26 protein-coding genes are annotated in these 25,495 nt (G+C 62.4%); 12 read left to right on the forward strand and 14 right to left on the reverse strand.

The window, feature by feature from the left end:
* Positions 1-219 precede the first annotated feature (219 nt).
* The 4 genes from ycaC to FS767_RS01270 all read left to right on the forward strand — a co-directional run bounded on the left by ycaC (position 220) and on the right by FS767_RS01270 (position 4,304).
* Complete coding sequence (gene ycaC, locus FS767_RS01255; protein ID WP_027913395.1) at positions 220-849, forward strand: isochorismate family cysteine hydrolase YcaC; 630 nt, start codon at positions 220-222, stop codon at positions 847-849.
* 113 nt (positions 850-962) lie between these two features.
* Positions 963-1,529 carry an antibiotic biosynthesis monooxygenase gene (locus FS767_RS01260; protein ID WP_144963928.1) on the forward strand — a complete coding sequence of 189 codons (567 nt, stop codon included), beginning with the start codon at positions 963-965 and terminating at the stop codon, positions 1,527-1,529.
* Between the two features lie 37 nt (positions 1,530-1,566).
* Positions 1,567-2,385 (forward strand): alpha/beta fold hydrolase, encoded by an 819-nt coding sequence (locus FS767_RS01265; RefSeq protein ID WP_144963929.1) that lies wholly within the window; start codon positions 1,567-1,569, stop codon positions 2,383-2,385.
* Positions 2,386-2,462: 77 nt separating this feature from the next.
* The gene (locus tag FS767_RS01270) at positions 2,463-4,304 is read left to right on the forward strand and encodes an amidohydrolase (RefSeq protein ID WP_144963930.1); all 1,842 of its coding nucleotides are present in this window, start codon (positions 2,463-2,465) and stop codon (positions 4,302-4,304) included.
* Positions 4,305-4,506: 202 nt separating this feature from the next.
* On the opposite strand, the gene FS767_RS01275 is transcribed toward FS767_RS01270, so the two are convergent.
* The 5 genes from FS767_RS01275 to FS767_RS01295 form a co-directional block, all read right to left on the reverse strand.
* On the reverse strand, positions 4,507-5,418 hold the full coding sequence (locus FS767_RS01275) for a LysR substrate-binding domain-containing protein (RefSeq protein WP_144963931.1): 912 nt from the start codon (positions 5,416-5,418) through the stop codon (positions 4,507-4,509).
* Positions 5,419-5,548: 130 nt separating this feature from the next.
* Positions 5,549-6,346, reverse strand: a complete 798-nt coding sequence (locus FS767_RS01280; protein ID WP_144963932.1) for an SDR family NAD(P)-dependent oxidoreductase — start codon at positions 6,344-6,346, stop codon at positions 5,549-5,551.
* Complete coding sequence (locus tag FS767_RS01285) at positions 6,346-7,122, reverse strand: alpha/beta fold hydrolase (RefSeq protein ID WP_144963933.1); 777 nt, start codon at positions 7,120-7,122, stop codon at positions 6,346-6,348. The genes FS767_RS01280 and FS767_RS01285 overlap by 1 nt, the downstream gene beginning before the upstream one ends.
* A gap of 309 nt (positions 7,123-7,431) precedes the next feature.
* Positions 7,432-7,896 (reverse strand): helix-turn-helix domain-containing protein, encoded by a 465-nt coding sequence (locus tag FS767_RS01290; RefSeq protein WP_144963934.1) that lies wholly within the window; start codon positions 7,894-7,896, stop codon positions 7,432-7,434.
* Between the two features lie 213 nt (positions 7,897-8,109).
* Positions 8,110-9,600 carry a YifB family Mg chelatase-like AAA ATPase gene (locus FS767_RS01295; RefSeq protein WP_144963935.1) on the reverse strand — a complete coding sequence of 497 codons (1,491 nt, stop codon included), beginning with the start codon at positions 9,598-9,600 and terminating at the stop codon, positions 8,110-8,112.
* Positions 9,601-9,832: 232 nt separating this feature from the next.
* On the opposite strand from FS767_RS01295, the gene FS767_RS01300 reads away from it, so the two are divergent.
* The gene (locus FS767_RS01300; protein WP_144963969.1) at positions 9,833-11,842 is read left to right on the forward strand and encodes a DUF4034 domain-containing protein; all 2,010 of its coding nucleotides are present in this window, start codon (positions 9,833-9,835) and stop codon (positions 11,840-11,842) included.
* A gap of 35 nt (positions 11,843-11,877) precedes the next feature.
* Here FS767_RS01300 and FS767_RS01305 read toward each other — a convergent pair whose 3' ends face one another.
* On the reverse strand, positions 11,878-12,135 hold the full coding sequence (locus FS767_RS01305; protein WP_144963936.1) for an accessory factor UbiK family protein: 258 nt from the start codon (positions 12,133-12,135) through the stop codon (positions 11,878-11,880).
* A 363-nt stretch (positions 12,136-12,498) separates the two neighbouring features.
* Between FS767_RS01305 and glnK the strand changes: the two genes are divergently transcribed.
* The 3 genes from glnK to sutA all read left to right on the forward strand — a co-directional run bounded on the left by glnK (position 12,499) and on the right by sutA (position 15,053).
* Positions 12,499-12,837 carry a P-II family nitrogen regulator gene (gene glnK / locus FS767_RS01310; protein WP_002555808.1) on the forward strand — a complete coding sequence of 113 codons (339 nt, stop codon included), beginning with the start codon at positions 12,499-12,501 and terminating at the stop codon, positions 12,835-12,837.
* Positions 12,838-12,884: 47 nt separating this feature from the next.
* Positions 12,885-14,216, forward strand: coding sequence for an ammonium transporter (locus tag FS767_RS01315; RefSeq protein ID WP_058602806.1), 1,332 nt, complete (start codon positions 12,885-12,887; stop codon positions 14,214-14,216).
* Between the two features lie 507 nt (positions 14,217-14,723).
* Positions 14,724-15,053: a transcriptional regulator SutA gene (gene sutA, locus FS767_RS01320; protein ID WP_023532471.1), complete on the forward strand. Its 330-nt coding sequence runs from the start codon at positions 14,724-14,726 to the stop codon at positions 15,051-15,053.
* 77 nt (positions 15,054-15,130) lie between these two features.
* On the opposite strand, the gene FS767_RS01325 is transcribed toward sutA, so the two are convergent.
* The 6 genes from FS767_RS01325 to FS767_RS01350 are packed head-to-tail and all read right to left on the reverse strand — an operon-like array spanning position 15,131 to position 19,753.
* Positions 15,131-15,826 (reverse strand): HAD family hydrolase, encoded by a 696-nt coding sequence (locus tag FS767_RS01325; protein ID WP_144963937.1) that lies wholly within the window; start codon positions 15,824-15,826, stop codon positions 15,131-15,133.
* Positions 15,826-16,722: a tyrosine recombinase XerC gene (gene xerC / locus FS767_RS01330; RefSeq protein ID WP_058602808.1), complete on the reverse strand. Its 897-nt coding sequence runs from the start codon at positions 16,720-16,722 to the stop codon at positions 15,826-15,828. The genes FS767_RS01325 and xerC overlap by 1 nt, the downstream gene beginning before the upstream one ends.
* On the reverse strand, positions 16,722-17,432 hold the full coding sequence (locus FS767_RS01335; RefSeq protein WP_058638862.1) for a DUF484 family protein: 711 nt from the start codon (positions 17,430-17,432) through the stop codon (positions 16,722-16,724). The genes xerC and FS767_RS01335 overlap by 1 nt, the downstream gene beginning before the upstream one ends.
* Positions 17,433-17,445: 13 nt before the next feature.
* The gene (gene dapF, locus FS767_RS01340) at positions 17,446-18,276 is read right to left on the reverse strand and encodes a diaminopimelate epimerase (RefSeq protein WP_078479335.1); all 831 of its coding nucleotides are present in this window, start codon (positions 18,274-18,276) and stop codon (positions 17,446-17,448) included.
* A 4-nt stretch (positions 18,277-18,280) separates the two neighbouring features.
* On the reverse strand, positions 18,281-19,528 hold the full coding sequence (gene lysA, locus FS767_RS01345) for a diaminopimelate decarboxylase (protein WP_144963938.1): 1,248 nt from the start codon (positions 19,526-19,528) through the stop codon (positions 18,281-18,283).
* 9 nt (positions 19,529-19,537) lie between these two features.
* Entirely contained in the window at positions 19,538-19,753 is a 216-nt protein-coding gene (locus FS767_RS01350; protein WP_058638864.1) for a lipoprotein, read from the reverse strand.
* A 244-nt stretch (positions 19,754-19,997) separates the two neighbouring features.
* Here FS767_RS01350 and cyaY point away from each other — a divergent pair, with 244 nt between their 5' ends.
* From cyaY to rnk, 3 genes are all read left to right on the forward strand, one after another.
* Positions 19,998-20,330, forward strand: a complete 333-nt coding sequence (gene cyaY, locus FS767_RS01355) for an iron donor protein CyaY (RefSeq protein WP_023532439.1) — start codon at positions 19,998-20,000, stop codon at positions 20,328-20,330.
* A gap of 1 nt (position 20,331) precedes the next feature.
* The gene (locus FS767_RS01360; protein WP_058602813.1) at positions 20,332-20,553 is read left to right on the forward strand and encodes a DUF1289 domain-containing protein; all 222 of its coding nucleotides are present in this window, start codon (positions 20,332-20,334) and stop codon (positions 20,551-20,553) included.
* A gap of 314 nt (positions 20,554-20,867) precedes the next feature.
* Complete coding sequence (gene rnk / locus FS767_RS01365) at positions 20,868-21,278, forward strand: nucleoside diphosphate kinase regulator (protein ID WP_058638197.1); 411 nt, start codon at positions 20,868-20,870, stop codon at positions 21,276-21,278.
* 32 nt (positions 21,279-21,310) lie between these two features.
* Here the strand turns inward: rnk and FS767_RS01370 are convergent, their stop codons facing one another.
* Positions 21,311-24,166, reverse strand: coding sequence for a class I adenylate cyclase (locus FS767_RS01370; protein WP_144963939.1), 2,856 nt, complete (start codon positions 24,164-24,166; stop codon positions 21,311-21,313).
* Positions 24,167-24,318: 152 nt separating this feature from the next.
* Here FS767_RS01370 and FS767_RS01375 point away from each other — a divergent pair, with 152 nt between their 5' ends.
* Positions 24,319-24,771: a YaiI/YqxD family protein gene (locus FS767_RS01375; RefSeq protein ID WP_058602816.1), complete on the forward strand. Its 453-nt coding sequence runs from the start codon at positions 24,319-24,321 to the stop codon at positions 24,769-24,771.
* 54 nt (positions 24,772-24,825) lie between these two features.
* Here FS767_RS01375 and elbB read toward each other — a convergent pair whose 3' ends face one another.
* The gene (gene elbB / locus FS767_RS01380; protein WP_144963940.1) at positions 24,826-25,485 is read right to left on the reverse strand and encodes an isoprenoid biosynthesis glyoxalase ElbB; all 660 of its coding nucleotides are present in this window, start codon (positions 25,483-25,485) and stop codon (positions 24,826-24,828) included.
* Positions 25,486-25,495 lie beyond the last annotated feature (10 nt).

Raw genomic sequence — 25,495 nt, forward strand, 5'->3', positions numbered from 1 at the left:
ATCTCGGGGCAGGGAAGGACTGCGGGTAGTAATAGAGCAGGTTCATGCAGGAGGCAATGGGTACGGGACTGCAGTTGATAGCGCTGAACCATCGTTCACAAAATAGAACGCTAAAGCCAAAAAACACTATCTACCGCCGAAAACTAGATGGTTTTAATCTTCTCCCATCAACGCGAAACACCCTACTTACTGCAAATCACGACTACTGGAGTAACCGCCATGACTCAATTCAAATACAACCGCCTGAACAAAGACGACGCTGCCGTTCTGCTGGTCGATCACCAGGCTGGGCTGCTGTCGCTGGTGCGCGATATCGAGCCCGACACCTTCAAGAACAATGTGCTGGCCCTGGCGGACCTGGCCAAGTTCTTCAACCTGCCAACCATCCTCACCACCAGCTTCGAGCAAGGCCCTAACGGCCCATTGGTGCCGGAGCTCAAGGCCCTGTTCCCGGACGCGCCTTACATCGCACGTCCTGGCCAGATCAACGCCTGGGACAACGAAGACTTCGTCAAGGCGGTCAAGGCCACTGGCAAGAAGCAACTGATCATCGCAGGTGTGGTCACCGAAGTGTGCGTAGCCTTCCCGGCCCTGGCCGCCCTGGAAGAGGAGTTCGAGGTGTTCGTGGTGACCGACGCGTCCGGCACTTTCAATGCCATGACCCGCGATGCCGCCCACGACCGCATGAGCCGTGCTGGCGCGCAACTGATGACCTGGTTCGGCGTAGCCTGCGAACTGCACCGCGACTGGCGCAACGACGTCGAGGGCTTGGCCGCGCTGTGCTCCAACCATATCCCTGACTACCGCAACCTGATGACCAGCTACAACGCCTTCAACGCCAGCAAGTAACCCCACCGCCGCGGGCACCCCGGCCGGTGCCCGCAGGGCCGCACACCTCGATAACGTTCAGCCCGTCCCCTGTTGCCCAGCGGATGCGGGCAGGCTCAGCCCAAGGAATGCAGATGAACACCGCCGCCCAAGACAACCGCAATGTGGTTACCCTGGTAATCCAGCACAAGGTCCGCGCCGCGTCACTGAACGACTACGAAGTGTGGCTCAAGCACGCGGTGGGCACCGCCCGCCGCCAGGCGGGGCACCTAGACGTCAACGTCATTCGACCCGACCAGGGCGGTCTACACTTCACCACCGTGGTCCGGTTCGCCAACGCCGACCTGTTGCAGGCGTGGGTCAATTCAGCAGAACGCCAGGCGATGATCCGGGACGTGCTGCCGCTGCTCGACGGTGGCGACAGCCCTCAGGTCCATGAGGACCCGGAATTCTGGTTCACCCCACCCGGCACCGGCGCCGTACCACCACCGCGTTGGAAACAGGCGGTGCTGACGTACCTGGTGATCTGCCCGATGACGTTGGTGGTCCCGCACCTGCTGGTCCCGCTCTTCGAACGTTTTCCACAGCTGGCTGGGCCGGTCAGAGGCACCCTGCTCGGTAACCTGTTCGTCATCCTGCCTGTGGTGTTCTACATCATGCCCTGGGTCACCCGCCGTTGCGCCCAATGGCTGCGCGGCTGAACAAGCCCTTTTCCACGTACCGCTAGGAGATACCGATATGAGCACGTTCCAAACGCGTGATGGCACCTCGATCTATTTCAAGGACTGGGGTACTGGCAAGCCGGTGCTGTTCAGCCATGGCTGGCCGCTGGATGCCGACATGTGGGACACGCAGATGGAGTACCTGGCCAGCCGCGGCTACCGGGCCATCGCTTTCGACCGCCGTGGCTTCGGCCGGTCGAGCCAGCCGTGGACCGGCTACGACTATGACACCTTTGCCGATGACATCGCGCAACTGATCGAGCACCTGGACCTGCATGAGGTCACCCTGGTGGGCTTTTCGATGGGAGGCGGTGATGTCAGCCGCTATATCGGTCGCCACGGAACCGGGCGGGTGGCCGGTCTGGTGCTGCTGGGAGCCGTGACGCCTGTGTTCGGCAAGCGCCCAGATAATCCGGACGGGGTGGACCTGTCGGTATTCGAAGGGATCGAGGCCGGGTTGCGGGCCGACCGCGCTCAGTTCATCGCCGACTTCGCTGCCCCGTTTTACGGGGTTAACCAGGGCCAGCAGGTGTCCCCGGGCGTACAGACGCAGACCTTGAACATAGCGCTGCTGGCCTCGCTCAAGGCGACGTTGGACTGCGTGACGGCATTTTCGCAAACCGATTTCCGTCAGGACCTCACCCAGGTCGATGTGCCGACCTTGGTGATTCACGGCGACGCCGACCAGGTCGTGCCGTTCGAGACCACCGGCAAGCGCGCTGCGCAGCTGATCGCCGGCGCCGAGCTGAAAGTGTATGCCGGTGCGCCGCATGGGTTTGCTGTGACCCATGCGCAACGACTGAACGAAGACCTGCTGGCGTTTCTCAAGCGTTGAGCCAGACGAGCAGGCGGCGTCGCGATGACGCCGCTGCGCCTGATGTATGAATTTGCTGCCCATTCCAAGGAGGCCCCATGGACGCCGATCTGATTCTGTTCAACGGCAAGCTGCACACCGTCGACCGCGAGAACCCCAACGCCACCGCCGTAGCCATCAAGGACGGTCGCTTCATCGCCGTGGGCAGCGATGCCGAGGCCATGGCCCACAAAGCAACGGCCACCCAGCTTGTTGACCTGCGCCAGCGTACCGTCATTCCCGGGCTCAACGACTCGCACCTGCACCTGATCCGCGGGGGCCTCAACTACAACCTGGAGCTGCGCTGGGAAGGGGTTCCGTCGGTGGCCGATGCCCTGCGCATGCTCAAGGACCAAGCCGCACGTACGCCGACCCCGCAATGGGTCAGGGTGGTGGGTGGCTGGAACGAGTTCCAGTTCGCCGAAAAACGCATGCCCACCCTTGAGGAAATCAACCAGGCTGCGCCTGACACCCCGGTGTTCCTGCTGCACCTGTATGACCGGGCATTACTCAATCGTGCAGCGCTCAAGGCTGTGGGCTATGACAAGACCACGCCCAATCCACCTGGGGGGGAAATCCAGCGTGACAAGTTCGGCAACCCAACGGGCATGCTGATCGCGCGGCCGAATGCCATGATTCTCTACGCCACGCTGGCAAAAGGCCCCAAGCTGCCTCTCGAATACCAGGTCAACTCCACACGCCAGTTCATGCGCGAACTGAATCGCTTGGGGCTGACCAGTGCCATCGATGCCGGTGGCGGCTACCAGAACTTCCCAGACGATTATTCGGTGATCCAGGAGCTGGCCGACAACGGTCAGCTGACGGTGCGCATCGCCTACAACCTGTTCACCCAGAAGCCCAAGGAGGAGCTGGACGATTTCCGCAAATGGACGGCCAGCGTCAAGTTGCACAGCGGCACCGATTTCCTGCGTCACAACGGTGCAGGCGAAATGCTGGTGTTCTCGGCTGCCGACTTCGAAGACTTCCTGGAACCGCGCCCGGACCTGCCGCAGACCATGGAGCAGGAACTGGAGCCGGTGGTGCGGCACCTAGTCGAGCAACGCTGGCCGTTCCGCCTGCATGCGACCTATGACGAGTCGATCACGCGCATGCTCGATGTGTTCGAGAAGGTCAACCGCGACGTACCGTTCAATGGCTTGCCGTGGTTCTTCGACCATGCCGAAACTATCACCCCCCGCAACATCGAGCGGGTACGCGCCTTGGGTGGCGGCATTGCCATTCAGGACCGCATGGCCTTCCAGGGCGAGTATTTCGTCGACCGCTATGGCGCCCAAGCGGCGCAGCAGACGCCGCCGATCAAGCGCATGCTGGAGATGGGTGTGCCAGTAGGGGCGGGTACCGATGCGACCCGCGTGTCCAGCTACAACCCGTGGACTTCGCTGTACTGGCTGGTCAGCGGCAAGACCGTTGGCGGCATGGCGCTGTATCCCGAAGGACTGAGCCGGGACACGGCTTTGCAGCTGTTCACCCAGGGCAGTGCCTGGTTCTCCAGTGAGCAGGGCAAGAAGGGGCAGATCAAGGTCGGTCAGCTCGCCGACCTGGCGGCGCTGTCGCTGGATTTCTTCTCGGTGGAGGAAGAGGCAATCAAGGGTATCGAGTCGGTGCTCACCGTGGTGGACGGCAAGATCGTGTACGGCGCCGCCGAGTTCGACACGTTAGGGCCACCCCAGGTGCCGGTGTTGCCTGAGTGGTCACCGGTCGCCAAGGTGCCTGGCCACTGGCGCGTGGGCACCCCCTCGCTGGTCGGCATGGCACACCAGTGCTCGGGCCCGTGCGGTGTCCATGCCCACAGCCATGAAAAGGCCCGGCATTCCAGCGTGCCGGTCAATGACTTCCAGGGGTTCTGGGGCGCGCTGGGTTGCTCGTGCTTTGCGTTCTAGGCCCAGATGCTGAGGGCTGTGCAGCAGCCCAAGCATTACAGATGCAACGCGCAAGGTTTTGAACGGCTAAGCGTCCCATGGCGACATTCCGATAGACAGGTTGTGGGCCAAAGCACCCGGTTACCCGCAGCCGCTCACTGCCTTGTAACTCAAGCGGGGGGACAATGTCGGGCGCCCGCCATGAACCTTACCGGTTCGAACCTCAAGCCATGTCGCAAAGCGCAAATTCGTCCGCCAGGTGATCGATCAATGCACGCACCGAGGGCAGCAAGCCGCGTCGTGAGGGGAAGATCGCATGCACGATGCCACTGCGTGGGTACCAGCCTGGCAGTAACTCCACCAGGCGGCCCGCTGCCAGGTCGTCACGCACAGCCACGCGTGGCAGGTGCGCAATGCCGATACCCGCAACCACGAAGTGGCGCAGGGCAAACAGGTCGTCGGTGACCATGCGCGGCGTGTGCGGTATGACGATGCTCTGGTTGTTGTCACCGCCCTCGGACAGCTCCCAGTGGTACTCCCGCTGGGCGCTGCCCCAATGCAGGCTGGGCAGCGTGCCCAGCAACTGAGGATCGAAACCGTCTGGCAACTGCGCCAGGTAGCGAGGATGGCCCACCAGACACTGGGTGCTGTCGCTCAGTACCTTCATCACCATGTCCGTGTTTTCCAGCGGCGGAAAACGAACACGCAGGGCGATGTCGAAGCCTTCATGCAAGAGATCGACGCGCCGGTTGGTGCTTTCGATGAACAGCTCCACCTGCGGGTACTTGAGCATGTAACGCGTCAACATCGGCCCGACCCAGGCGTTGAGCAGGGTGGTCGGGCAACTGATACGCACCAGCCCTCGGGGCTCGCTGCGGTTGCGCTCGATGATCTCGGCAGCACCCTCGGCTTCGACGCGCATGGCAAGACAACGGTTGTAATAGGCCTGGCCGATCTCGGTCAGTGCGAAGTGGCGGCTGGTGCGCTGCAGCAAGCGCACGCCCAGACGCTCTTCGAGGTCGGCAATGCGTCGACTGAGTTTCGACTTGGGCATGTTCAGCGCCCGACCCGCCGGGGCGAAGCCACCGTGCTCGACCACTTGGGTGAAGTAGTAGAGTGAGTTGAGGTCTTCCAAGAATGCGTCTCCACAGAACCCGCCAAGGGCGGCCTGCGCAGTTTAACGTTCCTGGCGGCTGGATGGTGGATCTGGCGCTTGGGGCGCGGAGCGCGCTCGGGCCCGCCCCGGCCCGAGCGCCCGGGCAGGTTCAGTTCTGGACGCTTTGCACCGAGCCGCCATCGACCCGCAGGTTGCTGCCATTGATGAACGAAGCCCGCTCTGAAACAAGCAGCGCGATCGCGGCCGCGACTTCTTCAGGCTTGCCTCGGCGTTTCTGCACAATGCCGGGCCGTTCCTCTTCCAGGAAGCTTTCGATGGCCTCCTCGAAACTCACGCCTTTCTCTTCGGCGCGCTGCTTCATCATGCCATCGGTCATGTTGGTTTCGATGAAGGCCGGCGACACTGTGTTGCACAGCACCCCATGCGCCGCCTCTTTGTAGGACAGGTTCTTGATGAACGCAGCCAGTGCGGCCTTGGCGACGTTGTACACAGCCTCTTCCCAGTAAGGCTGCACGGCGTTCTCGGAGGTGATGCACACCAACCGTCCCCAGCCTCGCTTGCGCATCGCCGGAAGGGTGGCCCGCGCCACCCGCACGGCGGTGAAGAAGTCGGTATCCCAGGCTTCCTGGTAGTCCTCGTCCTTCATTTCCAGCGGGTCACCCTTGGCGCCCGTTACCCCCGTGGTATGCACCACGATGTCCACCTGGCCAAAACGCTCTTCGGCTTGCCGGACCAAGTTGTTCACCTCGTCCTGGCGGGTCATGTCCGCCGCTATGAGCAAGGGCGCGCCACCCAACGCCTTGACGGCATCTTCGAGCTTACCTTGGTCGATATCCGTCAACACCAGCTTCACACCTTCCTCGGCCAGTAGGCGAGCGGTGGCCAGGCCAATGCCGCCAGCTGCGCCGCTGATCAGGGCCACACGGTTTTTCAAACCTAAATCCATCAACGATCTCCCAGGGAAAGTTCAGCAGCGATAGGTCTTGCGAAATCAAGCATCGGCTCGGCCAATGCCTGAGGGGTCTGGTAAGGCATCAGGTGCCCCGCACCAGGCAGGGTAAGCACAGTGCTGTTAGGGAAGTGCGACAAGGTCGTCCGTTGCTGCTCTTGGGCGTCGGGCACCTGCTGGTCATCGGCGCCGCAGATCAGCAGGGCCGGATAGGGCAGCAGGCCGATGCGATCGCTCCAGTCTTCGCGGCTGCCGTGGTCGACCCAGGCCCGCCAGGCGTTGAGGTTGACGGCCTGGGCGTCGGCGATGGCGACTTCGCGCAGGGCATCGGGCAGCCTGTGGTAGCTCGAGTCGTCGACGAAGGCTTCGGCTTGCTCCCGGCTGGCGGTGTAGGCCCGTTGCTGGTCGCGGTCTTCATCGCTCATCGGCTGGGGGCCAGGGGGTGATGGGGCGACCAGGATCAGGCCCTGAAGGTAGTCCGGGCGGCGAGCGGCCAGCACGACCGCGACTTTTCCGGTCATCGAGTGGCCAACAAGGATGCAGTGCTTGAGCCCAAGCTCCCGGATGCTCGCATCGACCTGGTCGGCCATTTCGTCGACGGTATAGCCGGTGACGGCATTGGCATCGCCGTACCCGGGTGTGTTCAGGGCAACGCAAGCATGCGCTCGGTCCAGGTAAGGGAGGGTTGAGGACCATGTTCGGTGCGAGCCGCCCAGGAAATGCATCAACACGAAGGTAACGGGACCGCGGCCTTGCTGGCTGTGTGGGAGCATCGAGCACCTGAAATCGTTCGCTTTGTAGATGGAAAGCGAAGCGGCTGGGGAAGTTCAGTCAGGCGCTGCGGGCGCTGGGCAGCATTGTTTTTGCGGGGTGGGCATCCAGGTTTCCCCTCAGCCAACGCCAGGACGATACTGCAGGGCCTCGGCCAGATGCGCCCGGCCGAGATGATTAGATCAGCAGCTCGTAGCTCGAGAGGTGCTTGACGATCTCTGGGAGCTGCTGCTTGAGGAGTATGTCCAGCAGCTCGCGGGGCGAGTAAACCGGATTTTTAAGGGATGCGCGCTAAAAAGGTGAGTGCCTCATTAATAGCCCATATTGAGTTCTTGGGCTTGTGCAGCCAGTTCATCCATGGCGGCTTGGCTTGCCTTGTCACGATCAGCCTTGTAGGCCATTAGGTCGGTGAATTTCACGCGGCGGTGGCTGCCGGTTTTGGTGTGTGGAATAAGCCCCTCATCCAGCAGCTTGACCAAGTGAGGACGCGAGACGTTGAGCATATCGGCACCCTCCTGAGTGGTCAGTTCCGCATGGATGGGCACCACCTTTACGGTGTTGCCCAAGGCCAGCTCGTTGAGTATGTCGCCGAGCAATCTGAGCGCGAACGTTGGCAGTTCAACGGTCTGCCGTTGCTGGGCTTCATCAACCAGCTCAATACGTTGAGTATCCAACTTCGTTGAGACGAAAGCGGCAATCTGGCGGCTTGACTCAGTAGCCGCGGCGATCGCTTTTTCATCTGGAAGGATGGATCGAGCGAGATCGGCGGTGGTCATGGGTTTTCTCCAGTCGTTAATAAGAATCCTGGCGGTTAGTAAGACAGATAGCCCCTTTATATTCGAAACAAACGAAATGCACAATATTCGAAACAAACGAAACGACGAGCAGGTTTTCAGAGAGGTGCGTCTTCCAATCTGGAGGTTGATGCGATGTACATGAGGTAGGCTGCTTCCGCCTAGCCAACCGCTTGCGGCTACCGGGTTCGCCCCTCAGCCACCCCCAGGACGGTACTGCAGGGCCTCGGCCAGATGCGCCCGGCCAATCGCCGTGCATCCCTCAAGGTCTGCCAGTGTCCTGGCGACCTTGAGCAATCGGTGTGCTGCTCGCAGCGACAGCGTCAGCCGTTCACAGGCGCCTTCCAGCCAAGCCTGATCAGGTGCTGCCAAGCTACAGTGCTGGCGCAGCCCGTCCAGGTTGAGAAATGCATTGGCGCACCCTTGCCGACGCTGTTGCACGTCCCGGGCGTGCGCGACCTGGAGGGCGACGTCGGCACTGCTTTGTCCGCAGGGCCGATTGTTGAGTGTGGTGCTCTCGCGCGCCACGGTCAGGTGCAAGTCGATCCGGTCCAGCAGCGGGCCTGACAGTTTATTGCGATAACGGGAGATTTGTTCGGTGCTGCAACGGCATCGCCCTGTGGGGTCGCCCAGGTAGCCGCAGGGGCAGGGGTTCATGGCGGCGACTAACTGAAAGCGGGCAGGGAAGCGCACTTTATCCCGCGCCCTGGCGATCACGATCTCGCCAGATTCCAAGGGCTCACGCAGCACTTCCAGTACCCGGCGTTCGAATTCGGGCAACTCGTCCAGAAACAGCACCCCGTGGTGGGCCAAGGTGATTTCCCCGGGCTGCGGCCGGCTTCCGCCACCCACCAGCGCAGGCCCGGAGGCGGAATGGTGAGGATGGCGAAACGGTCGCTGTGGCCAGCTGCTCAGCGGGGTGTGGCCGCTGACCGACTGGATGGCGGCGACTTCCAGGGCTTCATGCTCATCCAGCGGTGGCAGCAGGCCCGGCAGGCGGCTGGCCAACAAGGTTTTGCCAGTGCCCGGCGGCCCGGTGAAGAGCAGGTTGTGCGCCCCGGCAGCGGCCAGTAGCAGCGCGCGTTTGGCGGCCAGTTGCCCCTGCACCTCGCTCAGGTCGGGATAGGGGCGAGGGTCCAGGAGCAAGCCATTGGCGGCATAGGCAGGTAGCGGTACCTGCCCGTTCAGGTGGGCCACCAGCTCCAATAGATGGCCGACGGCATACACCACCAAACCGCTGGCAAGGCTGGCTTCCTCGGCATTTTCACGGGGTACTACCAGCGCTCGGCCAGCCTCGCGTGCGGCGAGTGCTGCGGGCAAGACGCCCTGCACCGGCCGCAACGTGCCCGATAACGCCAGCTCGCCCAGGCATTCGAGCTCGGCCAGGGCGGCAACGGGCACCTGGGCGTCGGCCGCCAGGATGCCCAGAGCGATGGCAAGGTCATAGCGGCCACCGTCCTTGGGCAGGTCGGCGGGTGCGAGGTTTTGCGTGATGCGCCGCGCTGGGTAATTCAGGCCACTGTTGACGATGGCGCTGCGCACGCGGTCCTTGCTTTCCTTGACCGTGGTTTCGGGCAAGCCGACCAATGTGAGATGAGGCAAGCCGTTGGCCAAGTGGGTTTCGACGCTGACGGCCGGGGCCTGTACGCCAACCTGGGCGCGGCTGTGGACAAGGGCTAAAGACATGGGCGCTCCATTTGCTGCCAAGACCGCTTCCTGCGGATGGACCCAGCATAGCGAGGCAGGACGGCGGTGGGGGTACCAGTGTGCTTCTGATCATTTCCACCTGAGCAGCGCCTGGAAATGGATCCAATAGCTTTGCGCAGCGGCCTTCTTTGGCTTAGTGTTGTTCGAGCAAACCACCGATGCCATGGGATGGCACCGCTTCGACCTTGAAATGGACTTGAGGTATTGCGCTGTGCAAACGCTCACCCACACCCGTGAGGTTATTCGCGAACTGGTTCAGACCAACGCGTTCGTCGAGCTCAACCGCTATTTCGATTCCCTGGAGGCCCGCTGGCACCAAGCCCCTCCGGGCGAGTTCCCGGCTTACCTCTCAGCTGTCGAGAGCCATCTGCTGATCGACCCGGACCAGGGGGACAGGGCGCTGAGCCAGGTCCTTCGGGCCTGGATCGATGCCTGCCCCAGGGCCTATCACCCGCAGGTCGTCATGGGCTTCTATTGCCTCAACCGTGCCTGCCAGGTGGACCAGGGCGGCGCCCGCACACCGGCACGCTGGCTGGCGATCGAGCAAATGTGCGAAACCGCCACTGCCCATTTACTCAAAGCCCTGGCCCGTTCGGAGCGGCCGGTTGCGGCCGCCATAGGCTTGCAGTTGCTCAGTGCCAGGTTCCGCGAGCCGGGCTGGCTGATGGAGCTGTTCAATGAGCAGCCTGCCCGCTTCAGGCCCAGTGCACGTGCGGATGTAGAGGTGCAGGAGGCTGCGGCGCCGTATTTGGTCAGGCATGGGGTGATGCCCTTGGCCGAGCTGCCTCGGATGTTGCCCGATGGGCTCGCGCCGCGCACCGAGCGCCAGGAACCGCAGGCCTATTGGCTGAGACAGGCATTGGCCGCACGGCCGGGCTGCTTCGAGGCCATCAAGGCCCATGCGTTGTATCTGTTGCAGGACCGGCGTGGGCAAGTCGAGTCCGTCGAGCGGTTGGTCAACATGCCGTCCTGCCGTGGCTGGAGCGAGCCGTTGCGTAATGCGCTGCGATGGATAGCCGTCGAGGCACGCTTGAAACTCCCCCTTACCGAGCGCCCAAGCGCCGTGGCCAAGTACCAGCAGTTGTTCGAAGACTGGGCTGTGCGCCCATTGCGGCCCAGGGAGACTGCCGTAATGCTCGCATGGCGCGGTGCATTGCAGGCGAGCGTTTTGCGCGATCACGACCAGGCACTGGCCGATTTTACCCAGAGCCTTGCATGCCCCGCCGACCTGGGCGGCATTCAGGCACTGGGACCGCCGCTTCGGCATTTGGTCATCACGGCTTTGACGAGCACGCCCGCGCACGAGCAGGCGTTGCTCAATACCGCGATCCTTCGCCTGAGCGATGGCCGCTCCCACGCCGCTGCCTGCGCGCTGCGGGCCGCGGGTCATCACTTTGGCTTGTGGGGCCTGGCGCGCAGCGGCGATCAAGCCAAGCGCTGGCTGACGATTGCGATCAAGCGCCAGCGGGCGGACCAGGCGCCGGGCTTGAAAATCCTGGAACTGTCCCGCTTGCTCTGGTCCTACGGTCGGCATGAGGTCGCCTACTTTTTGCTTCAGGGCGGCGCCGAGCAAGCCCTGTCAGGTGCGGCGTTGAGCCTGTTTGAACTGCACCAGGGCGAGTGGAACGATACCCCTGGGCGATACCTGGACCGTGAAGTGGCTGAGCAATGGTTGCTGCGCGCCGTGCAGATGGGCAGTCGCCAGGCCAAATACCGGTTGGCCTGCCAGCAGATGCAAGGGGGGACGAACCTTGGTGATCGAGACAAGATGCTCGAGGTCAGGTGCCTGTTGATAGACGCCCTGGGCAATGCCCAGACCAATGCCTGTGCACGGTTGCACCTGGGCATATTGCTGCGCCAGTTTGGCCAGCCGCGTGAGCGAGCCGAGGCGGTCGCCTACTTGCTCAGCCTGGTGGAACACCCGGACAGCGCTATTGCGGCGCGTGCCAGTGCCGAGCTGGGGCTTGCCTGGATGCAGGGGCAAGGTACACGCAGGCAAAGCCGCTACGCAGCCATCGAGTGGGTGACCCACGCGGCGAGCCTGCGACCTGGCGACACTGCCATCGAAGACATTCACGCCGAAGTCCTCAATTCGCATAACAGGGTACGCACCCTGTTCACGCAATACGGTGCTGCATTGTTCCGGGGCACCCTACGCCCCAGCGAACTGCCGCCCAAACCTGGTCTGGATCGACCGGCCCGCAGGCTTGAAGCGCGCTGAAACCTGATAAGAGGCTGATTCACTCAGCCTGGGCGTCAGCGTTTAGCTTCCAGGCGCGCTTCGAGTTCGGCGACTTGTTTTTCCAGCGCCTCCAGGCGAGCCCGGGTGCGTGCCAGCACTACCATCTGACTGTCGAATTCCTCGCGGCTGACCACGTCGAGCTTGCTCAAAGCGCCCTGCATCAGAGCCTTGAACTGGCTTTCCAGCTCGGCCCGAGGCTGGGTGTTGTCGCTGCTGAACAGGCGCGAGGCCTGGTCGCTCAGGGCATCGAGAAGGGCTTTGGGCGCGAGCATGAAGGTGTCCACCGGTGTCGGGAAATGGCGGCCAGTGTACCACGCACCCCGATGCCTCCAATGACAAGGCGGCGTTGCACATTTTTCGCGCAACGGCAGTGTCAGCCTCGCACCGTATGAGTGCACAGGCTGGGTAGTGGCGATGGGCCAAAGCCGTGCAGTGAGCCCAAAGGTCTGATTTTGCTGGCTTTCACAGACCTGGCAAGGTTTCTGCAAAGTGCTAAGCGAGCCATGCACTGATGCAGTTCCTTGTGACCAGGCAGTGCGCATGCCGACGACGCGTTACAAAAGGCAACCGCTGCGCTTAGACTTGAGACGGGTTTGTTTTCCTGGGGCAAGTCCACCAAATCGGGAGAGAGTTTCATGAAGCTAGTCACAGCCATCATCAAGCCGTTCAAGCTGGACGACGTGCGCGAGTCACTGTCGGAAATCGGCGTGCAGGGCATCACCGTCACCGAAGTCAAAGGCTTCGGGCGTCAAAAGGGTCACACCGAACTGTATCGCGGTGCCGAATACGTGGTCGATTTCCTGCCCAAGGTGAAGATCGATGTTGCCATCGATGACAAAGACCTGGATCGGGTAATCGAGGCCATCACCAAGGCTGCCAACACCGGCAAGATCGGTGACGGCAAGATCTTCGTTGTGAATCTGGAGCAGGCGATCCGCATCCGTACCGGCGAGACCGATACCGACGCGATCTAAGCAGCAACACAAGCCTCACCAAACCCAACGCCCCAGGAGAAAACAATATGACTCTGCGTAAGATCGCAGGGCTAGGAGCCCTATTGTCCTTCGTCATGCCAGGGCTTGCCCTTGCAGAGGAGGCCGCGCCAGCACTCAACTCAGGCGACACCGCCTGGATGCTCACCGCCACGGCGCTCGTGCTGTTCATGACCATCCCAGGCCTGGCGCTGTTCTATGGCGGCATGGTGCGCTCCAAGAACGTGCTGTCGGTGATGATGCAGTGCTTCGCCATCACTGGCTTGATGAGCATTCTCTGGGTCGTCTACGGGTACAGCATGGCCTTCGATACCACCGGTATGGAGAAGGGCGTTCTCAACTTCAATTCCTTCGTCGGCGGCTTCTCCAAGGCATTTCTCAGCGGCGTGACGCCTGACAGCCTGACCTCGGCCACGGCGCTGTTCCCCGAAGCGGTGTTCATCACCTTCCAGATGACATTCGCCATCATCACACCGGCCTTGATCGTGGGCGCCTTCGCCGAGCGCATGAAGTTTTCGGCCATGCTGGTGTTCATGGGCATCTGGTTCACCCTCGTCTATGCGCCGATCGCCCATATGGTGTGGAGCGGTGACGGTGCCCTGATGTGGGACTGGGGCGTGCTGGACTTCGCGGGTGGCACCGTCGTGCACATCAATGCCGGTATCGCAGGCCTGGTCTGCTGCCTGGTGCTGGGCAAGCGCAAAGGCTACCCGACCACACCCATGGCACCGCACAACCTGGGCTACACGCTGATGGGCGCGGCCATGCTGTGGATCGGCTGGTTCGGTTTCAACGCGGGTTCGGCGGCTGCGGCCAACGGCACTGCAGGCATGGCCATGCTGGTCACCCAGATCGCCACGGCTGCTGCGGCGTTGGGCTGGATGTTCGCCGAATGGATCGGTCACGGTAAGCCCAGTGCGCTGGGTATCGCATCGGGCGTGGTCGCCGGCCTGGTCGCCATTACGCCGGCAGCAGGCACGGTGGGGCCGATGGGCGCCCTGGTCATCGGCCTGGCATCGGGCGTGATCTGCTACTTCTGCGCCACCAGCCTCAAGCGCAAGCTCGGCTACGACGACTCCCTGGACGCATTTGGCGTACACGGCATCGGCGGTATTGTCGGCGCCATTCTGACCGGTGTGTTCGCAGCCCCGGCGCTGGGCGGTTTCGGCGCGGTCACCGATATCGGCATGCAGGTCTGGGTGCAGGCCAAGGGCGTGATTTTCACCGTGGCCTACACCGCCATCGTCACCTACATCATCCTCAAGGTCCTGGACCTGGTGATGGGGCTTCGGGTCAACGAAGAAGAAGAAGCCGTTGGTCTGGATCTGGCGCAGCACAACGAACGCGGCTACAACCTGTAACAACGAAGCTGCAGAAATGTGCCCGGCTTGCCGGGCATTTTTTCGTCTTGTGGTTGGGGTCGGCCTGGGCAGGCGTCCGGGGCATGGGCTGGCATGTGGCTCACCTGCTGCCTTTTTTTGATCACTTGCCCAGTATTTTCAGGCGCGCAAACGGTTTATCCCGCCTGTTTGTGACACGGGTACAAAACTTACAAAAGTTGGGGCATTCATGGCGCTTTGCTTTTTCTGCGAGCGCGCTAGAATGCGCGCCGAAGGGTGGTGGATCATGCATTCATCACCCCTGCCAGCCTTTGCCAGGCTTGCTAAAAAAGCGCGTGGCCCAGCAGGGGTCACAGGTTTTGTGCGGCACTGCCACGTGCAGGCCCACCAGGGTACAGCCTTCCGTCAGATGTGTTGGCCCAAAGGCTGGGGTCGAACCCACGGCCAGTTGAATTTTCACCAAGGGCTGCCGGTCTACGGCTGCACTGGTCTCTAACTAACCTGCTTTTGCACGTCATGAGGTAGAACATGAGCGACGACGATCTGGAAAATGATGACCTCGAGGTCGGTGATGAAGACGAGGCTGATGACGGCCTGGAAGCGGCTGCCGATGATGTTGCAGAAGACGCTGGCGACGACGACAGCAGTCCTGCACCCGCTGCCAAGGGCAAATCCAAGGCGGCTGTCTCGGTAGACGAGATGCCCAGCCTTGAAGCCAAGCAAAAGGAGCGCGATGCCCTGGCCAAGGCCATGGAAGAGTTCCTGTCGCGTGGCGGCAAGGTTCAGGAAGTCGAGGCCAACGTGGTCGCCGACCCACCCAAGAAACCGGACAACAAATACGGCAGTCGCCCCATCTAAGCGATGCCCTCGAAAAACCCGCCGTCGCTGCGGGTTTTTTTATGCCTGGCTTGCGCGGGGAGGTGCTGTCGGCGAGGTCATTGCCAGCGGGCAAGCACTTCGTGCAGGTGTGACAGGCGCTGAATTTCGGCATCCGGCGCTTGTTCACCGGCCCACGCCTTGGCCTGGGGGTTGAACCAGACAGCGCGCAGCCCGGCGCGCTGGGCACCGGCAATGTCATCGCGAGGATGATCGCCGACGTGCACCGCTTCGCTGGCAGGCACGCCGCTGCGCCGCAGGGCCTCTTCAAACGGGGCAGGGTCGGGCTTGCCGATACCCAGGTCCTCTGCGCACAAGGCGAAGCGGAAATAGTCGGCCAGCCCCAGCCGGCTGACATCGGCATTGCCATTGGTGATGACGCCCAGGGCGTAATGCTGGCTCAGCAATTCCAGCATCGGCTGGACTTCCGGGAAAATCTCGACCTTGTGCCTGGCCTGCAAGAACACCTCGAACCCCTGTTCGGCCAATTGTTGCGCCTGCGTATGGCCGTAGCCGACCTCTTCGAGGGCGCAGGTCAGCACACGGCGGCGTAAGGCGCTGATGCGGTGCTTGAGCTCGGGTTCTGCCAGGACGATCCGTTCACGGATGGCGAACAGATGTTCGACAGGCACGTCGCCCAGCAACGGGGCATTGGCTTGAAGCCAGTTGCGCAGCACGACCTCGGCACTGGCAATGACCGGCGCTGTGTCCCACAGAGTATCGTCGAGGTCGAAGGTGATCAGCTTGATGTTCATCAGTCGGTGCCTTTGCTGCGTTTGGCCCTGGGATGGGCGCTGTCGTACACCGTTGCCAGGTGCTGGAAATCCAGGTGCGTATAGATTTGCGTCGTGCCGATGTCGGCGTGTCCGAGCATTTCCTGTACAGCGCGCAAGTCCTGGGACGATTCCAGCACGTGGCTGGCGAAGGAATGGCGAAGCATGTGCGGATGCAAGTGCTGGCCCAGCTCGCGTTCTCCGGCCACCCTGACCCGCTGTTGCACGGCGCGTGGGCTGATGCGATTGCCTTGCCGAGTGATGAATACGGCGCGATCCCTGGGGTTGCCGGCACCACGCACGCGGTACCACGCCTGCAGCGCCTCCCGCGCCTTGCGCCCTACCGGCAGCACGCGGGCTTTGCCGCCTTTGCCCAGCACCTGTACCAGGCCACCGGCCAGGTCGACATGGTCGAGGTCAAGGTTGGTCAGCTCTGAAAGGCGCAGGCCTGAGGAGTAGAACAATTCGAGGATGGCTTGATCGCGCAGGGCAATGAAATCATCGTCCACGCCGCCATCGAGCAGTTGCAAGGCACGGTCGGTGTCGAGCACCTTGGGCAATCGACGCTCCCCCTTGGGGGCGCTCAAGCCATTGGCAGGATCGTGCTGGCAGATCTTTTCGCGGTTGAGGTAACGGTACAGCCCTCGCACCGCCGATAGCAGCCTGGACAGACTGCGCGAAGACTGGCCCTGGTGATGCTGGCGCGCGATCAACTGGCGCAGGTGCTGAATCTGCAAGGCTTGCCAGCCCCCGATAGCCTGCTCGCTGCAGTAGGCCATGACCTTCTCCAGGTCCCGACGGTAGCCCACAAGCGTGTGCTCGGAAACCTGGCGCTCATTGCGCAGGTGTGCGCAGTAAGCCTCCAGCTGGCGCTCCATCAGCGCACCGGGCGCAGGCTTTGGCTGACGCGGGGGACCACACGGCCCAGCACCTCGGCGATATAGCTCAGGAACAGCGTGCCGACACTGCTCTTGTAATGCTGCGGGTCGCGGCTACCAATGGCCAGCACACCATGCAGCCCCTGGTGCTCCAGGGTCGCCACTGCGCTGGAGCCTACGTCGCGGCGTTGCTCCTCACCGAACAAAAACGCCAGCTCGTGATCACGCAGGCTGCCGCTGACGGTCTTGCCGCTACCGAGCAGCGGGCCGATCGCTTGCTGGGCTTCGGCGTTGCTGACCCAGCGCCCCACGGGCGCCACGTTGTCGCCAAACAGGATCAGGCTGACAAAAGGCACCTGGAACTCCTGACGCAGGCTGTCTTCGACGACCATCACCACGTCTTCCAACGTGGTGGCGTCGAGCAAGTCCAGGATCAGGCGTCTGGTCTTGTCGAACAACCGATCGTTGTCACGGGCCACGTCCATCAACTGCGAAAGGCGGTGGCGCATCTCGATGTTGCGGTCGCGCAGCAACTTGAGCTGGCGCTCGACCAGGGAAACACTGTCACCGCGCTGGTGTGGAATGTGCTGCTCGACCAGCAGCTCATCATGCTCGGTGAAGAAGGTCGGATGAGCACGCAGGTAGGCGACCACCGCTTCGGCATCGAGCTCAGCGGCCTGCTGGGGTATATCCTTGGGGTGATCGGTCATGACGGTTACTCGCTTAAAATCGAACCTGTCCTTCGTAGACGCGTACGGCTGGGCCGGTCATCACCACCGGCTTACCTGGCCCGGCCCACTCGATATGCAAGCGCCCGCCCGGCAGGTCAAGGGAGACGGGCGAGTCCATCCAGCCCTGGCTGATGGCAGCCACGGCAGCTGCACAGGCCCCGGTACCACACGCCTGGGTTTCCCCAGCACCGCGCTCCCACACGCGCAAGTTGGCGCGGTGGCGGTCAATGACCTGCAGGAAGCCGGCATTGACGCGCTGGGGGAAGCGCGGGTGGTTTTCGATCTTCGGCCCCAGCTGATGCACAGGGGCACTGACCACATCGTCCACGCGCAGTACGGCGTGAGGGTTGCCCATGGACACCGCGGCAATCGAATGCACCTGACCGTCCACCTCCAGCGGGTAGCTCACCGACTGCGCGTCGGCGACGAACGGGATGTCGGCAGGGACGAAGCGTGGCGGGCCCATGTCGACACTGACCTGGCCGTCGTTCTGCACGTCCAGCACGATGATGCCGCCCTTGGTTTCCACACGTATGCGCTTCTTGGCGGTCAGGCGCTTGTCGAGCACGAACCGCGCAAAGCAGCGTGCACCATTGCCACACTGTTCAACTTCGGAACCGTCGGCATTGAAGATACGGTAGCGGAAATCGACTTCCGGGTTGTTTGGCGCCTCGACGATCAGCAACTGGTCGAAGCCGATGCCCGTGTGGCGATCGCCCCACTGCTTGGCGTGCTTGGGCTGGATGTGGGCATGCTGGCTTACCAGGTCCAGGACCATGAAGTCGTTGCCCAGCCCATGCATCTTGGTAAAACGCAGCAGCATGGGCTTACTCCGGCAGCAGGCTTTCGCCAGCGTACAATTCGGCGATGGTTTCGCGGCGGCGTACTTCGAAAGCCTGGTCGCCGTCGACCAGTATTTCCGCGCAACGGCCACGGGTGTTGTAGTTGGAGCTCATCACGAAACCATAGGCGCCCGCTGACTGAACGGCCAGCAGGTCACCTTCGGCAAGGTTCAGGACTCGGTCCTTGCCCAGGAAATCGCCGGTTTCGCAGATCGGCCCGACCAGGTCATACGGACGACCTTCGCCCTCACGCGGCTTGACTGCACAGATGCCCATCCAGGCCTGGTACAGGGCTGGGCGGATCAAGTCGTTCATGGCCGCATCGATGATGGCGAAGTCCTTGTGTTCGGTGTGCTTGAGGTACTCCACACGGGTCAGCAGCACGCCAGCGTTGGCCACGATATAGCGCCCCGGCTCGAACACCAGTGCCAGGTCCCGATTGCCCAGGCGCGCGCGAATGGCCTGGATGTAATCGGCTACCAGCGGTGGTTCTTCGTCGCGGTAGCGCACGCCGACCCCGCCGCCCAGGTCCAGGTGGCGCAGGTGGATGCCGCACTCTGCCAGGCGGTCGACAAGTACCAGCAAGCGGTCCAGCGCATCGAGGAAGGGCTCTACGGTGGTCAGCTGCGAACCGATATGGCAATCGACCCCGACTACGTCCAGGTTGGGCAGCTGAGCGGCCCGCACGTAGATGGCCTCTGCATCGGCGATGGCGATGCCGAACTTGTTTTCCTTGAGCCCGGTGGAAATGTACGGGTGGGTACCTGCATCCACGTCCGGGTTGACCCGCAGCGAGACGGGCGCGACCTTGCCCATTTCGGCGGCCACCTGCTGCAAGCGCTCCAGCTCGTCGGTGGACTCGACGTTGAAGCAATGCACGCCCACTTCAAGCGCACGACGCATGTCTTCGCGGGTTTTGCCCACGCCGGAAAACACCACGCGGTCGGCGCGCCCGCCAGCAGCCAACACGCGCTCGAGTTCGCCGCCTGAAACGATGTCGAAGCCTGCACCCATGCGCGCCAGTACATTGAGCACGCCCAGGTTGGAGTTGGCTTTCACCGCGAAGCAGACCAGGTGTTCACACCCTTGCAAGGCATCGGTGTAGCTGCGGTACTGGGCCTCGATGTGGGCACGCGAATACACGTAGGTGGGGGTACCGTGCCGCTCGGCGATCGCCGACAGGGACACCCCTTCCGCGAACAGTTCACCGTCGCGGTAATTGAAGACGTTCATCCGATTCCCTTATTGCTCAGGCGACTGCTCAGGCTCGGACTGCAGCGTGTCTTGCTGCTCCTCGGTCTGTGCTGACTTGGCTTTGGTCTGGTGCTGGTGCGCCGAGTGGGCGTCTTTGCGGTCCTTGCCGTCATCGGGCAGGTACAGCGGGCCTTTCTGGCCGCATGCAGAAACGAGGCAGGCAACAGCGACCAGCGCCGCGAGGGAGGAAATCAGGCGCTTCATGGATGAAATCCTTAGAAAAATGCAGTATTGAGCCCGAGTATACCGAGCGACCGGCGGCTTGCCTATGCAAGTACCGGCCCGCCGGGCAGGCTATCCTTGGTGCCGACCTGCACCTGTTTGCCGTCAGGGCTGCATTGCGAGCGAAGTGGCTTGCAAGGACCCTGGCTAAACCTTTGCATTCATCGGCCAGCGCCCGTATCGTGCCCGGCTTGCCTGTCACGCCGCCAATTTCGAGGTTCCTGCAATGAGTTTGAGTGAAGCGCGTTTCCATGATCTGGTCGACGCTACCCAGCAGGCGCTGGAAGACCTGTTCGACGAAAGCGGGCTGGACCTGGACATGGAGAACTCCGCTGGGGTGCTTACCGTCAAGTTCGAAGGTGGAGCCCAGCTGATCTTCAGCCGCCAGGAGCCTTTGCGCCAGCTGTGGCTGGCCGATCGGTCAGGCGGCTTCCACTTCGACTATGACGAAGAGAGCGGCAAGTGGGTGTGCGAGAAGAGCGAAGAGCTGCTAGGTGAAATGCTTGAGCGCATCGTGTGGGAGCGAGCCGGCGAAAAGCTGGATTTCGACGACATCTGACATGAGCAATGCACCCGTTCGGCCCCCCAAGCCGCTTTACAGCAACGTCAGCCCAGCGGTGCCATCGCCGTGCATCAGCATCTGCCGCCTTGACGAGCAGCGCGTGTGCACCGGCTGTCATCGGCATGTGGAACATATCCGCGAATGGCGCTCTGCCGATGACGAGCGCCGTCGGCAGATCTGCCGTGAGGCTACTGCGCTTCGCGACCGTAAGGCACACTGATAGCAAGGGCTTGAGTATTTGCCCCGCTGTGGTAGTGTCGGGGCTTGCGTCGATGACGCCAAAGCATTCGAAAACCCCGCCTTTGGGCGTAATGCTGGTCACTTAGGGCTGCTGCGCAGCCCATCGCGGCACGAGGCCGCTCCTACAAAAGTCCCGTGAACCTGTCACGCGCCCACTGTAGGAGCGGCCTTGTGCCGCGATGGGCTGCACAGCAGCCCCAACAATCTCAAGTGAACAGCACTACGCGCTCAGGGCGGGGTTTCGCTTTATCTGTGCATCGAAAAACTGCCTGTTCAAAGGAGTCTGACTGGATCATGAGCACCAAGCCTTCCCTTATCCTCACCCGTTTGGATGTACAACGTCTGGAGCGTCTGCTCGATAGCCTCGACGAAAGTACCCCTGGCGTGCTCGCGCTCAGCGGCGAGCTCGACCGTGCCGAGCAGGTGGTAGGTCATGATGAGGTACCGGCAGGTGTGGTGACCATGAATTCGCGCGTGCATTGCCGCGAGCAAGCCAGTGGCAAGGACTACCACCTGACCTTGGTCTACCCCAAGGATGCCGGGCCAGACGGCAAGGTCTCGGTCCTGGCGCCCATCGGCTGTGCCTTGCTCGGGTTGTCGGTGGGTGAGCAGATCGACTGGCCGGCGCCAGGGGGCAAGACCCTCAAGCTGGAGTTGCTGGAAGTCGAGTACCAGCCGGAAGCGGCGGGCGACTTCGACCTTTAATGCTTGCAACGCACCGCTGGCGCAGCCAGTGCCTAGGCCTGGCTCGCCAGCACCTGCCGTAGCCCCTCATTCAAGGCCTGCTCAAGTGTCCGCTTGTAGTTCAGGTAGACCTGCGTCGTGGCCTGGCGGCCATCGGGCAACCCGGAAACATCCAGGTCGGTGATGTAGCACCGATACTGGCCCGCATTTCGTCGTTGGGCGATGATTTCCCGGGCCACCACGCCATACAGGCTCGGCCCATGGTCGAGCTCGGAGAACTCCTGCTCTTCGCAGAACAAGGTCACGTGCGTGGCACCGTCGGCGTCGGCGTGAAGCATGGCCTGGACGTCGTAGTAGGGCTGCGCGTTCCCCGCATCCGGTGCCGCCCGTTGCTCCAGGCCCCGTGCCCTGCCTGATCCAGACCCGAGCAGCTGCGCGTACACGATGTCCAGGCGTGCTGGTTGCCTTGCACCATAAGGCAACTGCGCCTCGCGTCGTCGCAAGACCGATGCCAGAAAGCGTTGCAGCGGCAGCAGAAGATGAGGTTCGTCCTGCAACGGCACGCGCTCGCGCCACAAGGCGTTGCATTCATCCAGCACGTAGAGCTCGGCCCAGTTGTCGAATAGTCGATAGAAGACCTGAATGCAGTCGCGGCGGGCTTGCTCGAGCACAAGGCCCACATCGGTGTCCGCCAGGGCATTGGCATCCAGATACACAGGGCTGTAGGTGCTGCGCGCCTGGCCCAGGAACGCGAGTAGCGCATCATGATCGTCCAGGCTTGTGAGGACGACCTTGCCCCCAAGCCACTCCAGCACATGAACCTGGTGCGCCACTTGCACCAGGTAACGGCCAGGGGCCTCCTGTGCGTGCAACTGCCGCGCGGTCTGGAAGAGCTCGGCGACACGCTGACTGATGGCCTGCGCCCGGTGCTGGGCAAAGCAGTGCGCCCGCACGTTGGGCCAGCCGCTTGCCTGTTTCGGCAGGTTGATGAAGTCGCGCAGGCATCGCATCAGCGCGTGCTCGCCGTCGTAGCGATGTACCAGCACCTCGTTCCAGGAGTTGACCGTGACCTGGTCCACCGTCAATACCAGGTTTTCCCGCAGGCCACCGTAGCTGAGCGAGTCGGTACGTTCGGTGGTCAGCAGGATATCCAGTTCACGGTGGTGGGGCAGGGGGTCGATGCCCACGTTGATCAGCAGCAGCACATCGTCGGCAGCGCTTGGCTGCAATAGCTTCACCTCGCTGACGGCCAGCAGCGGCAACACGATGAGCTGCTGCAGGCTTGCGAGCAGGCCCTGCAATTCAGGCTCTTTCAGATCGCTGATGCCCGGATGAAGCGCCAGTCGTGTGTGGCTGTCTATCACGCCATTGCAATGGGCCCAGACCAACAGTTCCACAAGGTGCCAGCAGCGCTTGATCGGGTTGGCGAGTTCCATCTCATGGCCATGCAGGTTACCGCTGTAGAGTGCCCAGGGGTGGCTGCCTGGCGCTCTGCGGCTGGGTGATTGGGCCAACGTCACGGTTTGTTCGGCCAGGTCGCAAGCACGGTCGCCCTGGAGGATTTCCACCTTGTCTGCACGGCGTTCGAATGCCGCTTGCAGGCGCCGCCCCAACAAGCTGAGCTCGCGCAGGTCAGCGCGACTGGTCGCGTCGTGAGCGCGTGCGAACTGCACCAGAAACCGGTAGCTGCGGCTAAGCTCGGCCACCCGTTCGCGGCGCTCCAGGGTAACCTGGTGCACCCCCCAGCCAGGGCGACCATCGAGCATGGCCAGCTGCGCGCCTCCCCATCCCCATGCGTCGGTCAGGCTGCGCAGCAGGCGGCGTTGCCAGCCCTCGGCGCGCCCCTGTTCGCTGAGCTTGCCGTTCACTTTCAGGTACAGGCTGCGCCGCACCAGTTCCAACCGAGCCAGCTCACCGCGCTGTATCAGGTAGCGCTCAATCCGTCGGTAGACCATGACGTAAGGATCGAGACGGTCAAGGTCGAGCTGATTGGCGAACACCGCTTGCTTGTAGTCAAGGCTCAGGCACCGCACGGTGGGGTATTCGCTGGCATAGGCTTCGGCCAGCAGCAACTTGAGCAAGGACTTGTGAGGGGCATCGATACCTTTGAACAGCTGCCAAAGCCCGGCGCCAATGAATTCGTGGCCTGGGATCTGCGCCAGGTGGCCCAGATCGAGCGCTTCCCCAGGGCGTACGAAACGCTTTGCCAGCAGGGCCTTGGCGTAGGCCGGGTAAGCGCACTCCTGATCGGGCGGCACCAACCACCACAGCGGCGTCCGTCCTGCCAACCAGAGGGCCGTGCGGTAGAACTCGTCCAGCAGAAGATAATGCTGCGTGGTGCCGCAGTCGTCGGTGCCGAGTTGGCCTGTGCGCTGGCCTTGAGCGAACGCCTGGGTGTCAATCAGGAAGAAATGCGTATCGGCGCCCTGGCTCGCGGCCCAGGTCTCGAGCAACTGGCATTTACGCTGCAGTGACTCCAACGCTTCGTGCTCCAGGTCGCTGGTATGGCATACCCACACATCGATGTCGCTGTCCTCAGCCTGGGCAAGCGTGCCCAGGCTGCCGATTAGAAACAGCCCGTCGATGGAACGTGCAGAGGTCTTGTCGCGGGCTTTGTAGTTGAAGGCGCGTGCCAGGCGCTGGGCTTCGAATACCTGGTCGCCGCTTGGCTCGAAGTCGCAGATCCCTGCCGGCGTCATCGACGAAACATAGCCGGGCAATAATGGATGGTTCACATGGAACAGCACTGGCAGCACGGTCAGCACTTGCTGCTGGCGGGGGGGCAAACCGGCCATTGCCCGCTGCAGGCGGCCTGCGTTGATCTGTAGGTAGCGCCCGCGCAAGGTGGCCAGCAGCTTACGGTCGATCCCGTTGTCCAGGTCCAGTTGGATCTCGTCGGGACAATTCATTTTGCGCTCATCAGTCCGCTGAAGCTGGGGCGAGTGTAGCCTGAACGATACGGCCCACGCAGGCCCATTGAGTACTGAGGCCATTTGCGCGAGTTCCTGCAACCTGTGGGGTAGTGCATCATGGCTGGCTCAATGACAACGTGAGGTAAATCATGCGTGTTTGGATCGATGCCGACGCGTGTCCGAAGGCCGCCAGGGACCTGATCGTCAAGTTCGCCCTCAAGCGCAAGTTCGAAGTGGTCATGGTCGCGGGGCAGGCGGTGGCCAAGCCAGCATTCGGCATCGTGCAACTGATCGTGGTACCCAGTGGCATGGATGCGGCCGACGATTATCTCGTCGAGCATGCCGTGCCGGGTGAGTTGGTCGTCTGCAGCGACGTGCCGCTGGCCGACCGGCTTGTGAAGAAAGGCGTAGCGGCGCTGGACCCGCGCGGGCGCGAGTTCGACGAGCGCAACATGGGCGAGCGCCTGGCTACGCGCAACCTGTTCACCGAACTGCGTGAACAGGGCCAGTCAGGCGGCGGGCAGGGGCCCTATGGGGATCGCGACAAACAGGCGTTTGCCAATGCGCTGGACCGGATTATCACTCGGCTATCGGTGCGTTGATATCCAGTAGAGCGTCAACCGCCCGGTCAGGCGTTCCAGCCGGGCAAGCGGAGCTTACTCGTGGGTCAGCTCCAGCACGCGATCAACCAGCTTGTAGATCCCGCCGGCGGCTTCGCTGATGGTCTTCGCCGACATGTAGGCGGGAGTGGTCACCAGTTTGCGCTGCGGGTCCTCGACGATGTCGTGCACGTCGCATTCTTCGTGGGTGCCGCCCATCTTGACGACGGCCTCAGCGGTATCGGCGTCGTTACCGATGGTGCAGACCACGCCAGGGCCATAGATCTTGGCAGCCAGTGCAGGCGAGATACAGATCAGGCCAACTGGCTTGCAGGCAGCGGCGAACGCCTCGGCCAACGCCAGGACATTCGGATTGACAGTGCAGTCTGCGCCTTTTACGGCAAAGTCCGAGAGGTTCTTGGCTGCGCCAAAGCCGCCCGGAACGATCAAAGCGTCGAAGTCCTCGACGCGCGCCTCACGGATGTCTTTCACATCGCCACGCGCAATACGGGCAGATTCCACCAGCACGTTGCGCGACTCGGGCATCTCGTTGCCGGTCAGGTGGTCGATGACATGCATCTGCGCGATGTTCGGTGCAAAGCACTGCACCTGCGCGCCGCGTTGGTCCAGGCGCAGCAGGGTGATCACGCTTTCGTGAATTTCTGCACCGTCATAAACGCCACAGCCAGAAAGAATCACCGCCACTTTTTTTGTCATGCTCATTACT

The sequence above is a fragment of the Pseudomonas sp. DE0010 genome, from assembly GCF_007680745.1.
Taxonomy (GTDB): domain Bacteria; phylum Pseudomonadota; class Gammaproteobacteria; order Pseudomonadales; family Pseudomonadaceae; genus Aquipseudomonas; species Aquipseudomonas parafulva_B.